The sequence below is a fragment of the Arthrobacter sp. B0427-1-12 genome (genome assembly GCF_059092905.1).
Genome location: NZ_JBNHIC010000003.1, coordinates 213,713 through 226,582 on the forward strand (window position 1 = coordinate 213,713; position 12,870 = coordinate 226,582).

Consider the following 12,870-nt stretch of genomic DNA (forward strand, 5'->3'; position numbering starts at 1 on the left):
CATGACCCTATGGCCAGGACTATCTACTACGTGGCAAGTTCGCTCGACGGCTTCATCGCTGACAGCCAGGATTCCCTGGACTGGCTCTTCCAATTCAATGGCTTCGAGGGCCAGGAGGAGTCCTACAAGGCATTCATCGGCGGCGTCGGCGCGATAGTCATGGGCGCGGACACCTACCGTTTCATTCTGGACGCAGGCGCTGCCGATGCGTGGGAATACGGTCCGACTCCGACCTGGGTCTTCACGCACCGGGAGCTTCCCGGCATCCCCGGTGCCGACATCACCTTCATCCGCGGGGATGTTGCCGAGTTCTACCGTGACATCTGCGCCGACGCGGGGGACAAGGATGTCTGGGTGGTCGGCGGTGGGAAGCTGGTGGCCCAGTTCGCGGACCAGGGACTCCTGGACGAACTGATCCTTACTGTGGTGCCGGTGTTCCTGGGTTCCGGCAAGCAGTTGCTGCCGGTGACGACGACGACGGCGGCCGCCCGCCTGCTCGGAACGAGGGAATTCGGCAAGGGCGTGGTGGAGTTGCGCTACGAACTGCCCAAGGCCGACAGTCCGGGGCAGTCCCGTTAGCGGTTATCCCGGATCATGTTGGTGATCCGGGCCGTGGACAGCCTGCGGCCCTGATCATCCGTCATGACAACTTCGTGAGTGGTGATTGTCCGGCCCAGATGGATGGCCGTGGCGGTGCCGGTCACGAGGCCCGAAGCCACGCTGCGGTGGTGCGTGGCGCCGACCTCGATTCCCACCACGTGACGGTCAGGGCCGGCATGCATCGATGCGGCGAAGGAGCCGAGCGTCTCCGCCAGGACGGCATGGGCGCCGCCGTGCAGGATGCCCGCAACCTGCTGGTTTCCCTCGACGGGCATGGTGGCGACGATGCGTTCGGGCGCCATTTCCACAAATCTGATGCCCATTTTGGCGACCAGCCTGCCGACTCCGTGCGGGCTCAGCCAGTCATGCAGTTCCCCGGGAACACCGGCGTCGATGAGCTCCTGCCGGTATCTGTTGTCCTCGGCTGCGGCTGTGAAATTGTCAGTCATGGGAACTAGGCTGGCATCTGTGATTGAAACAAACAAACCGGTGTCCGCCGGTACTGCCGCCGGTTCCACCGATGATTCCGCAGCTGCTCCCACTGCTGTTGCCGCTGCCGGTGCCGGTGGAACGGCGCTGACCACCGAGCGGCGGCGGCTCGTGGTGGTCGACGGGCATTCGATGGCCTTCCGCGCGTTCTATGCCCTGCCGGCCGAGAATTTTTCCACTGATACCGGCCAGCACACCAACGCTGTCTACGGCTTTACCTCGATGCTGATCAACCTGATCAAGCAGGAGGAGCCCACGCACATTGCGGTGGCTTTCGACCTTGATACCCCCACGTTCCGCGACGAAGTGTATTCCGAGTACAAAGGCGGCCGTGACAAGACTCCGGAGGAATTCCACGGCCAGGTCGACCTGATCATCAAGGTCATGGAGGCCATGCGCATTCCCACCATCACCATGGACGGCTACGAGGCCGACGACATCCTCGCGACCCTGGCGGAGCAGGCGGGCAGCGCCGGCTGGGACGTCCTGCTGGTCTCGGGCGACCGGGACACCTTTCAGCTGGTCAACGACCGCGTTACCGTCCTGTATCCGCGCAAGGGCGTCACGGATCTGCCGCGTTTCGATCCGGCCGCCGTCGAGGCCAAGTACCTTGTGCCGCCGTCGTCCTATTCGGATCTGGCGGCGCTGGTGGGCGAAACGGCGGACAACCTGCCGGGTGTTCCCGGCGTCGGGCCCAAGACAGCAGCAAAGTGGATCACGCAGTACGGCGGCCTTGACGGCATCCTGGAGAACATCGGTTCCATTAAGGGCAAAGTGGGGGATGCGCTGCGTGAGCGCGTCGATGACGTCCGGCGCAACCGGCAGCTGAATCATCTGCTCCGGGACCTGGACCTTCCCGTGGAGCTGGAAGCCATGGCGGCCCAGCGGCCGGACCGGGCTGCTGTGGAGGAGCTGTTTGACGCGCTGCAGTTCAACACCCTCCGGAAGCGGTTGTTCGACCTCTACGGTGAGGAAGAACCGGAGGTGGCCGAGGAAGCCATGGTGGCGCCGGCCCACACCTACCTGGCCAGCGCGGCGGACCTCCGCCACTGGTTCAAGGTGAGCAACCAGGGAACCACCGCGCTGCAGCTGGTGACGGAGCCGGTCCCCGGAGGTGACGACGTCGTTGGCCTGGCCGTTGTCAGCCCGTCCGCAGCCGCCTACATTGCGCTCGAAGGCCTGGACGCGGACGCTGAGAAGGAACTGGCGCAGTGGCTGGCGGACCTGGACGCACGCAAGGTCATCCATGACTTCAAGGCCGCGTACAAGCTGCTGGCCAACCGCGGGCTTCACCTGGCCGGCGTCGTGGACGACACAGCGATTTCGGCGTACCTGATCCAGCCGGACCGCCGGAGCTACGAGCTGGCGGACCTGAGCCAGTATCACCTGAAGATTTCCGTGGCACCGGCACCCTCGGAGGGCAGCGGCCAACCGGCGCTGCCGCTGCCGGAGGATGCCGCGGCGCCGGCCGTCATGAAGGCCTTCGTGGCGCTGCAGCTGAGCGAGTACTTCGCCGGCCAGCTGATCGAACGCGGCGCCAATCAGTTGCTCGGCGGCCTGGAACTGCCGCTGGCCCGCGTACTGGCCAACATGGAGCTGGCCGGCATCGCCGTTTCCACCGAGAAACTGGACCGGCTGCTGGACGATTTCTCGGCAACCATCAATGCGGCCAGCAGCGCTGCCTTCGAGGTCATCGGCAAGGAGATCAACCTCGGCTCGCCGAAGCAGCTCCAGACGGTGCTGTTTGATGAACTGGGCCTGCCGAAGACCAAGAAGATCAAGACCGGCTACTCCACCGATGCCGATGCGCTGACGGACCTCACCACGAAAACCGGCGGCCGCCAACCGTTTCTGGTCCACCTGCTCGAGTACCGCGACGCGACCAAGCTCCGGCAGACGGTGGAAGGACTGAGGAAAGCCGTTGCCGAGGACGGACGGGTCCATACGACCTATGTGCAGACCGCTGCGGCCACCGGGCGCTTGTCATCGAACAATCCCAATCTGCAGAACATCCCGATCCGCAGCGAGGCCGGCCGGAGGATCCGCGAGGTCTTCGTGGTGGGGCGGGACAGCGGGACCCGTTTCGAAAGCCTGTTGACCGCGGATTACTCGCAGATCGAAATGCGCATCATGGCCCATCTGTCCGGTGACCAGGCCCTGATCCAGGCGTTCCGCGACGGCGAGGACCTGCACCGCTTCGTCGGCTCCCATGTTTTTGGAGTAGCGCCCGAGGATGTCACCAGCGAGATGCGGTCGAAGGTCAAGGCGATGTCCTACGGCCTGGTCTATGGGCTGAGCTCGTTCGGCCTGTCCAAGCAGCTGAACATTCCGGTTGACGAGGCCCGGACGCTGATGCGGGAGTACTTCGAGCGGTTCGGAGCGGTCCGCGACTACCTTCGCGGCGTGGTGGACCAGGCCCGGCTCGACGGCTTCACCTCGACGATCGAAGGCCGGCGCAGGTATCTGCCGGATCTGTCCAGCGACAACCGCCAGCTGAGGGAAATGGCCGAACGGGCGGCGCTGAACGCCCCGATCCAGGGGTCCGCGGCGGACATCATCAAGAAGGCCATGCTCGGAGTCGACGCAGATCTGAAGGCCAAGCAGCTGAAGTCGCGGATGCTGCTGCAGGTCCATGACGAACTCGTGCTCGAAGTTGCCCCCGGGGAGCGGGACGAGGTGGAGGCCCTGGTCCGCGATCAGATGGCGTCCGCGGCGGATCTGTCGGTTCCGTTGGAGGTGCAGGTCGGCGTCGGCGGCAACTGGCAGGAGGCCGGGCACTAGCCCGGGCACCGGCCGGACGGCGCTTTGACCCTGATTGGCCCATACCACTAGACTGGAGGGGCGCGTCCTGCGCGTGAGCCACTATTAACATTTCAGGTTTTCGGGCCTTGCTATGTCATGGCTTGAAGAACTGACCTTATCCAATCTATCCACATCGGAGCCCCTACTACATGACCATCACCACTACCGAGAAGCCCGGTACCCCTCAGGTCGCCGTAAACGACATTGGTACCTCTGAGGACTTCCTCGCAGCTGTTGACGCCACCATCAAGTACTTCAACGACGGAGACCTCGTTGAAGGCACGGTCGTCAAGGTTGACCGCGACGAGGTTCTGCTTGACATCGGTTACAAGACCGAAGGTGTCATCCCCTCCCGCGAGCTGTCTATTAAGCACGACGTTGACCCCGGCGAAGTTGTAGCCGTTGGTGATCAGGTCGAGGCTCTGGTGCTCACCAAAGAAGACAAAGAAGGCCGCCTGATCCTCTCCAAGAAGCGTGCTCAGTACGAGCGCGCCTGGGGCGACATCGAGAAGGTCAAGGAAGAGGACGGCGTCGTCACCGGTACCGTCATCGAGGTCGTCAAGGGCGGCCTTATCCTCGACATCGGCCTGCGTGGCTTCCTGCCGGCTTCCCTCGTGGAGATGCGCCGCGTCCGCGATCTGGCTCCGTACATTGGCCAGCAGATCGAAGCCAAGATCATCGAGCTGGACAAGAACCGCAACAACGTCGTTCTGTCCCGCCGTGCATGGCTCGAGCAGACTCAGTCCGAGGTCCGCTCCACCTTCCTCAACAAGCTGGAAAAGGGCCAGGTCCGTCCGGGCGTCGTTTCCTCCATCGTCAACTTTGGTGCCTTCGTGGACCTGGGCGGCGTAGACGGTCTGGTCCACGTTTCCGAGCTGTCCTGGAAGCACATCGACCACCCGTCCGAGGTTGTCGAGGTTGGCCAGGAAGTCACCGTCGAGGTCCTCGAAGTGGATCTGGACCGCGAGCGTGTCTCCCTGTCCCTGAAGGCGACCCAGGAAGATCCGTGGCAGACCTTCGCCCGCACCCACGCCCTCGGCCAGGTTGTGCCGGGCAAGGTCACCAAGCTGGTTCCGTTCGGTGCGTTCGTCCGCGTCGAGGACGGCATCGAGGGCCTGGTCCACATCTCCGAGCTGGCTGTCCGCCACGTTGAACTGGCTGAGCAGGTTGTCTCCGTCGGCGACGAGCTGTTCGTGAAGGTCATCGATATCGACCTCGAGCGCCGCCGCATCTCGCTCTCCCTGAAGCAGGCCAACGAGGGCGTGGACCCGGACAGCACCGAGTTCGATCCGGCGCTGTACGGCATGGCTGCCGAGTACGACGAAGAGGGCAACTACAAGTACCCCGAGGGCTTCGATCCGGAGTCCAACGAGTGGCTTGAGGGCTACGAGGCACAGCGTGCCGCATGGGAGCAGCAGTACGCTGAAGCCCAGACTCGCTGGGAGGCCCACAAGAAGCAGGTTGCGAAGCACCTTCAGGACGATGCTGCTGCAGCCGGCCAGGGCGGCGAAGCCGCTCCGACCAGCTACTCCTCCGAGGCTCCGGCTGCCGACGCCGGCACGCTGGCTTCCGATGAGGCCCTCGCCGCACTGCGCGAGAAGCTGACCGGCCACTAATAACCGAGCGGCTCCGCTGAGCGGAGCCACCGGTTGGCTGACGGTAACAGGAAGACCCCCGCCCTTGGCGGGGGTCTTCCTGTTGAGGGGACCAGACGCGCCCCCACTATTTCGGCAGGTCGACCCATTCGCTGCCGCGTACTTCGGCTGCAGGTCCTCCGGCCGTCAGGGCGGCGAGGCGTTCATGAAAAGCCGCCAGACCGTCGTCGTTATCCGCAAGGGCAACGTTGATCAGCACCCGTTCCGCTTCGTAGTCGCTGGAGAGCACGTTCACCCCGGCGGAACGCAGGTCGTTCTCCAGCCGGCCGGCACCGGCATGATCGACCGGCACGGCCAACAGCTGCATGCGCTGCCGTTGAACAAGGGCCGCCGAATCCAGCGCCTGGGACACCGAATCCGAATAGGCGCGGACCAGGCCGCCGGCTCCCAGCAGTACCCCGCCGAAATAGCGGACGACGACGGCACACACGTCGCTCAGGTCCGTCACCCCGGGTGCCGTTTCCCTTCGGACCAGTGCCTCGAGCATGGGGATTCCCGCAGTACCGGACGGCTCGCCGTCGTCGCTGGAACGCTGGACCTCACGGCGGGGGCCCAGCACAAAGGCGCTGCAATGGTGCCGGGCATCGTGGAATTCCCGCCGCAGCTCCGCGACCAATCCGCGGGCCGCATCCTCGGTTTCGACGCGCCGCAGCACGGTGATGAAGCGCGACCGCTTGATTTCGATTTCGTGGCGGTGGTCTCCGGCAATCGTCGTGTAGCGTGCAGCGGAACCACCGGGTGAAGTCACCGCCTCAGTTTACCGGCGGCGGTGCTGTGTAAGCTGGCGGCATGCTCAAGATCGGACTCACCGGCGGGATTGCCGCGGGAAAATCCATCGTGGCCGGGCGGCTGCGCGAACTCGGGGCGGTGCTCATAGATGCGGATGTGCTGGCGCGGGAAGTGGTCGAGCCGGGGACCGGGGGACTGCGGCGCATCGTGGAGACCTTCGGCTCGTCCGTGCTGACGTCCGAAGGAACGCTGAACCGGCCGGCCCTCGGGAGCATCGTCTTCGGCGATGAAACCAAGCGCGCCCAACTCAACGGCATTGTCCATCCACTGGTCCGGGAGCGCGCCGCGGGCATGCTCGCCGCCGCCGCTTCGGACGCCGTCGTCGTGCAGGACATTCCGCTGCTGGTGGAGACGGGCCAGGCACCCAGCTTCCACCTTGTCGTCGTCGTCCATGCCCCCCAGGAGGTCAGGATCCGCCGCATGGTCGCCAACCGGGGCATGTCCCTCCAGGAGGCAGAGGACCGGATCGCCTCGCAGGCCTCGGACGGGGAGCGGCGCGCCGCGGCGGACGTCCTGCTGGACAACAGCGGCAGCCGTGACGCCACACTGGCGGCCGTCGATGAACTGTGGCACACGCGACTGGTGCCCTTCGCCCACAATCTGCAGGCAGGCAGGACCAGCAGGCTGGCCCGCCCCGTCATCTCCGACTACAACCCGAAATGGCCCGCCGCTGCGGCTCGGTTGTGCGCGCGGATCCGTGCCGCCGTGCCGGAAGGAATCCTGGCGGTGGACCATATCGGTTCGACGGCGGTGCCCGGTCTGGCGGCCAAGGACATCATCGATCTCCAGGTGGCGGTCCGCAGCCTCGCCGATGCGGACGGCTTCGCCGGCGCGCTGGCCGCCGCCGGCTTTCCGGCCTATCCGGGGAAGTGGTTCGACAATCCCAAGCCGGGCCATCCGGATCCCGGGCACTGGGCCAAGCGCTTCCACGGCAGCGCGGATCCCGGCCGGGTGGTCCATATCCACATCCGCGAGGCCGGGTCGCCGGGCTGGCGCTACGCACTGGCCTTCCGGGACTGGCTGCGCGAGGACCATCACAGCGTCGAAGAGTACCTGGCGCTGAAGCGCCGCCTCGCCCAGGCGCACGCGGACGACGACGGCACGGCCGGCTACGCGCAGGCCAAGGAGCCGTGGCTCACCGACATTGGGACCCCGCGGCTCGAGGCGTGGATCCGCAGCTCCGGGTGGCGGCCCCCGTCGTATTCGGGCGGAGCCGAAGGCTCCTGACACAGCGGGCTCCTGAAGCAGCGCGCTCTGGGCGCTGCAGTCCGCCGGCAGCGATACCGGACCCATATTGTCCCCGGTGGGCTGTAGCGTTAAACCATGAGTCTTGCGCAGGATATCAAGCGGGTTGTCGCACCGTTCCAGGTCGTCAGCGAGTTCCAGCCGGCGGGTGACCAGCCCGCGGCCATCGCCGAGCTCACCGAGCGGGTCCAGGCGGGGGAGAAGGACATCGTCCTGCTGGGCGCCACCGGTACCGGCAAGAGCGCGACGACGGCATGGCTGGTAGAGCAGGTCCAGCGCCCGACGCTGGTGCTGGTCCAGAACAAGACGCTGGCGGCACAGCTGGCGAACGAATTCCGCGAACTGCTGCCCAACAACGCCGTCGAGTACTTCGTGTCCTACTACGACTACTACCAGCCGGAAGCCTACGTGCCGCAGACGGACACCTTCATTGAGAAGGACTCGTCCATCAATGAGGAAGTGGAACGGCTGCGGCACTCGGCGACCAACGCGCTGCTGACCCGCAGGGATGTGGTCGTCGTTGCCACGGTGTCCTGCATCTACGGACTGGGCACGCCGGAGGAATACGTTGCCGGTATGGTCACCCTGCGCCAGGGCGAGGAAATGAACCGGGACGAGCTGCTGCGGAAATTCGTCGGCATGCAGTACACCCGCAATGACACGGACTTCCACCGCGGGACCTTTCGGGTCCGCGGGGACACCGTGGAGATCATTCCGATGTATGAGGAGCTGGCGCTGCGGATCGAATTCTTCGGCGACGAGATCGAACAGATCCATACCCTGCACCCGCTGACCGGCCAGATCATCAGGGAAGAGCAGGAGATGTACGTCTTCCCGGCATCGCACTACGTGGCCGGTCCCGAACGGATGAACCGTGCCATCGCCGGGATCGAGGATGAGCTGCGGGTGCGGCTGGCGGAGCTGGAACAGCAGAACAAGCTGGTGGAGGCCCAGCGGCTGCGGATGCGGACCACCTACGACCTGGAAATGATGCAGCAGATGGGGTTCTGCAACGGCATCGAGAACTATTCGCGCCATATCGACGGCCGCGGTCCGGGTACTGCGCCGCACTGCCTGCTGGACTACTTCCCGGATGATTTCCTGCTGGTCATTGACGAATCGCATGTCACGGTTCCGCAGATCGGGGCTATGTACGAGGGGGACATGTCCCGCAAGCGGACGCTGGTGGACCACGGATTCCGGCTGCCGTCTGCGATGGACAACCGGCCGCTGAAGTGGGACGAGTTCCTGGAACGGATCGGCCAGACCGTCTACCTTTCGGCGACGCCGGGCAAGTACGAGCTGGGCAAGTCGGACGGTTACGTGCAGCAGATCATCCGGCCCACCGGGCTGGTCGATCCCGAGGTGATCGTCAAACCGACCAAGGGCCAGATCGACCATCTGCTAGGCGAGATCCATGCCCGGGTGGAGCGGAACGAGCGCGTGCTCGTGACCACTCTGACCAAGCGGATGGCCGAAGACCTGACGGACTATCTGCTGGAACACGGGGTCAAGGTCCAGTACCTGCACTCGGACGTGGACACGCTCAGGCGCGTGGAACTGCTGCGGGAACTGCGGCTGGGAACGTTCGACGTGCTGGTGGGCATCAACCTGCTGCGTGAGGGACTGGACCTGCCGGAAGTATCGCTGGTCAGCATCCTGGACGCGGACAAGGAAGGCTTCCTGCGCAGTTCCACCTCCCTGATCCAGACTATCGGCCGCGCGGCCCGGAATGTCTCGGGCCAGGTGCACATGTACGCGGACCGGATCACCGACTCCATGGCCCATGCGATCGAGGAAACCAACCGGCGCCGCGCCATCCAGATCGCCCACAACAAGGAACACGGCATCGATCCGACGCCGCTGCGCAAGCGCATTGCCGACATCACCGATACGCTGGCGCGCGAGGATGCGGACACGCAGGCGCTGCTCGGCGAGTTCGACTACGGCAAAGGCAAGCGCGGCTATTCCGCCGCCCGGTCCGAGGCCAAGGTCCGCAAGGACGGCCTGGCGGCTGCTCCCGCCGAGGACCTGTCCGGCCTGATTGCCCAGATGACCGAGCAGATGCATGCGGCCGCCGCGGAACTGCAGTTCGAACTCGCTGCGCGGCTGCGTGACGAGGTAGCGGACCTGAAGAAGGAACTGCGCCAGATGCGGTCCGCCGGACACGCCTGACCGGTGCCGCGGGGACGTCGCGGAGACCGGTATGGCCAACGGTGAGGACAAGGTCGAAATCCGGGTGCCCGGGATCGGGGACCGCAGCTTCTTTGCCGTACTGGGTGAACCGCCGCCCTTCGACCGCAGCAAGCGGGTGGAGACGGCGGACGCACCGACACTGCCGTCGCACCGCCTGCGGATGGTCAACTGGTCGCGGGCCTATCGCCAGCTGACCAGGTCATTCTTCTGGTATCTCGCCGTCCCCTTCACCTTCATCAACGTGGTTGGCCATATGGAAGCACGCGAGGGCAGGAGCGGCATCACCCTCCACTGGGCCATGCTGCTGGCCGGGTTCGTGCTGACCGCCGGACAATTCGGCTGGACCATCGTCCTGGCGGAAACAGTGCTGCGGCGGGCGCCGGATCCGCTGAACCAGCCGTGGACGGGTCCCGCCGTCGTGTGGGGCGTCGCCGCCGTGATGTCCGCGGTGCTGCTGTACCGCGGACTGGCGCTGGGCCCCGGCAGTCCCGGCCAGCGGCGCCGTCCGGTCCTGGGGCACGCCCTGATGCATACGGTGCTGGTGGCGGCTGCTGCGGGAGCCATTGCCGTCTTCCGGCCGGCGGCGGCCGTGGTGGAGCCGGCGGATCTGCTGCCGTCCGTGGATGAGGAACGCAGCCGCGCGGGACTCGACGCCATGATCGTCGGAGTCTGGGGTTCCACCCTGCTGGTCCTGCTGGCGGCACTGGTGCTGCTGTCGCTGTCCTTCCTTGGAGCTGGCAGGCGGCAGCGGCGGCACTATGCCGGCGCGTCGGCCCTCCTCGCCGGCGCGGCCGTGCTGCTCCATTCCGTCAATGCGCTGCTGCGTACGGCGCTCGAAATCGTGGTCAACTACGTAGCCGGATTCCTGGACCCCGACGCCGGCGGGCCGGCTCCGCAACGCTGGGAGCCGATCCTGCTGGCGCCGGACGATCCGGCGACCTTGACCGACAACCGGCTTGCAGTGGTGCCGCTGGAAGGCTTCTTCTTCGGAATGGCCCTGCTCGCGGTGCTGTACCTGATCCTGCGCCGCCTTCCCGACGTCGGCACCATCCCGCCGCGCCGGGACCGGACCGGCCAGCTGCGCTGGCTGCATCGGGCCCGGGCCGCCCTGCCGGAGGCCATGGCCCGGCCCGCGCTGGCCGTGCCCGGCCTGCTGGCCATCGGCTTTGCCTGGGCTGTTGAATGGTGGATGTCCGAGGCAGAGGAAGAACTGTGGCTGCGGCTGGTGGTCCTCGGCATGCACGCAGGGGCGGTGCTGTTGCTGCTGTTCGTCGTCTTCGGCCAGTTCGATTCGGTGCGCGAAATCGTCGGCAGGATCGGCGATGTGGCCGGCTTCTGGCCGGTGACGCACCATCCGCTGTCCGGACTGTCCTACCGCGGCGCCGTGGCGGAGGGGATCCGGGAGGAAATCGACGCGCGGGACAGCGCCGTCGTCGTGCTTGCCGCCCACAGCCAGGGAAGTGTGATCTGCGCCTGGCTGCTGAGCGGCCGGCACGAGCCGCTGCCGGGACGGCCGGTCCACCTGGTGACCTGCGGCTCGCCGCTGGAGTCGCTCTACGCCACCTACTTTCCGCGGTATTTCGACCGCAGCCTGTTCGACGACGTGCAGAACGCCGCGGTGACGTGGCGCAATTTCTGGCGGGACACGGACATCATCGGCGGGCCGGTCGAGCGCGGCCATGGGGGCCAGCGCGGCGACCCGGCCCGGCCGGTGGACCAGCAACTGGCCGATCCCCGGGGCGGCGGCGCGCCGCAGGGGCACCGCAATTATTGGGTGGACCCGGTGCAGATGGCCTACATCGCGGCCCTGCCGGCCACGGATCCACCACTTCCGTATCCGGTCTAGTAAACTAGCCCGAGCGTAGGGGAGTATCCCGAGTGCTACGGTCGTCAACACGCAGGGCGCGGAAGCCCGGCCGGGCGTAGCAGCCAGCTGTCTGGAAGCTGGCGGAGAGACTTGCGGAAATCACTCGTATCCCGGAAGGTTCTACATGCCCGAATTACCCGTTGCCTTTGAAGTAGGCACATTCATCGTGCTCGGCGCGGTGCTGCTTTTCGACCTGTTGCTCGTGGCCCGGCGGCCGCATGAGCCATCGATGAAGGAAGCCGGCCTGTGGGTCGCCTTCTACGTGGCTCTGGCCCTGATCTTTGCCGGACTGATGCTGGTGTTCACGGATCTGGACCATACCGGCCAGTTCGTCGCCGGCTGGGTCACCGAATACAGTCTCAGCATCGACAATCTCTTTGTCTTCATCATCATCATGGCGCGGTTCTCGGTACCGCGTAAGTACCAGCAGGAAGTGCTGATGGTGGGCATTATCATCGCCCTGATCCTGCGCGGCATCTTCATCCTGATCGGTGCCGCCGTGATCGAGAACTTCAGCTGGGTGTTCTACATCTTCGGCGCCTTCCTGCTCTGGACGGCCTACCACCAGGCCAAGGACGACGGCGAGGAAGAGGAGCACAAGGAAAACGCCCTGATTGCGAAGCTGCGCAAGGTCCTGCCGATGACCGAGCACTACCACGGCAACAAGATCCGCGCCGTCGTCAACGGCAAGAAGGTCTACACACCGATGATCATCGTCTTCGTGACGATCGGCCTGACCGACCTGCTCTTCGCCGTCGACTCCATCCCCGCGATCTTCGGGCTGACCCAGAGCGCCTTCATCGTCTTCACGGCGAATATCTTTGCGCTCATGGGCCTGCGCCAGCTGTACTTCCTGCTCGGCGGGCTGATGAGCCGGCTGGTCTACCTGAAGCACGGGCTTTCGGTGATCCTGGCGTTCATCGGTGTGAAGCTGGTCCTGCATGCCATGCACGTGAATGAACTGCCGTTCATCAACGGCGGCCAGCCGATCGAATGGGCCCCGGAGATTCCGACCTTCGTATCGCTCGGCGTCATCGTCGCGACGATCGTGGTCGCCACCGTGGCCAGCCTGCTGAGCCCGGCCGGAAAGGTCGCCAAGGTGGATCCGCAGCTGGAGGCCGACGCGGAGAAGAGCCGCGTGGCGGCAGAGGAAGACGCCTAAGGGTTTCCGCCCGGACGCGGGGGGGGGGAGGGGGGGGGGGGGGGGGGGGGGGGGGGGGGGGGGGG

The 12,870-nt window shown here is 65.7% G+C and carries 9 protein-coding genes; 7 read left to right on the forward strand and 2 right to left on the reverse strand.

Annotated elements, in window-relative coordinates; genetic code table 11:
* Positions 1-9 precede the first annotated feature (9 nt).
* The gene (locus tag AC5RWU_RS04385; RefSeq protein WP_494029275.1) at positions 10-579 is read left to right on the forward strand and encodes a dihydrofolate reductase family protein; all 570 of its coding nucleotides are present in this window, start codon (positions 10-12) and stop codon (positions 577-579) included.
* On the opposite strand, the gene AC5RWU_RS04390 is transcribed toward AC5RWU_RS04385, so the two are convergent.
* Positions 576-1,049: a hotdog fold thioesterase gene (locus AC5RWU_RS04390; RefSeq protein ID WP_494029274.1), complete on the reverse strand. Its 474-nt coding sequence runs from the start codon at positions 1,047-1,049 to the stop codon at positions 576-578. The two genes, AC5RWU_RS04385 and AC5RWU_RS04390, sit on opposite strands and share 4 nt — an antisense overlap.
* A gap of 172 nt (positions 1,050-1,221) precedes the next feature.
* Here AC5RWU_RS04390 and polA point away from each other — a divergent pair, with 172 nt between their 5' ends.
* Together polA and rpsA are read left to right on the forward strand one after the other, a co-directional pair.
* Complete coding sequence (gene polA / locus AC5RWU_RS04395; protein ID WP_494029450.1) at positions 1,222-3,870, forward strand: DNA polymerase I; 2,649 nt, start codon at positions 1,222-1,224, stop codon at positions 3,868-3,870.
* 170 nt (positions 3,871-4,040) lie between these two features.
* Entirely contained in the window at positions 4,041-5,507 is a 1,467-nt protein-coding gene (gene rpsA, locus AC5RWU_RS04400; RefSeq protein ID WP_494029273.1) for a 30S ribosomal protein S1, read from the forward strand.
* Positions 5,508-5,613: 106 nt separating this feature from the next.
* On the opposite strand, the gene AC5RWU_RS04405 is transcribed toward rpsA, so the two are convergent.
* The gene (locus AC5RWU_RS04405) at positions 5,614-6,294 is read right to left on the reverse strand and encodes a YigZ family protein (RefSeq protein ID WP_494029272.1); all 681 of its coding nucleotides are present in this window, start codon (positions 6,292-6,294) and stop codon (positions 5,614-5,616) included.
* Positions 6,295-6,335: 41 nt separating this feature from the next.
* Between AC5RWU_RS04405 and coaE the strand changes: the two genes are divergently transcribed.
* From coaE to AC5RWU_RS04425, 4 genes are all read left to right on the forward strand, one after another.
* Positions 6,336-7,562 (forward strand): dephospho-CoA kinase, encoded by a 1,227-nt coding sequence (gene coaE, locus AC5RWU_RS04410; RefSeq protein ID WP_494029271.1) that lies wholly within the window; start codon positions 6,336-6,338, stop codon positions 7,560-7,562.
* 96 nt (positions 7,563-7,658) lie between these two features.
* The gene (gene uvrB, locus AC5RWU_RS04415) at positions 7,659-9,755 is read left to right on the forward strand and encodes an excinuclease ABC subunit UvrB (protein WP_494029270.1); all 2,097 of its coding nucleotides are present in this window, start codon (positions 7,659-7,661) and stop codon (positions 9,753-9,755) included.
* Between the two features lie 31 nt (positions 9,756-9,786).
* Positions 9,787-11,622 carry a hypothetical protein gene (locus AC5RWU_RS04420; protein ID WP_494029269.1) on the forward strand — a complete coding sequence of 612 codons (1,836 nt, stop codon included), beginning with the start codon at positions 9,787-9,789 and terminating at the stop codon, positions 11,620-11,622.
* A gap of 145 nt (positions 11,623-11,767) precedes the next feature.
* Positions 11,768-12,805 (forward strand): TerC family protein, encoded by a 1,038-nt coding sequence (locus AC5RWU_RS04425; protein WP_494029268.1) that lies wholly within the window; start codon positions 11,768-11,770, stop codon positions 12,803-12,805.
* Positions 12,806-12,870 lie beyond the last annotated feature (65 nt).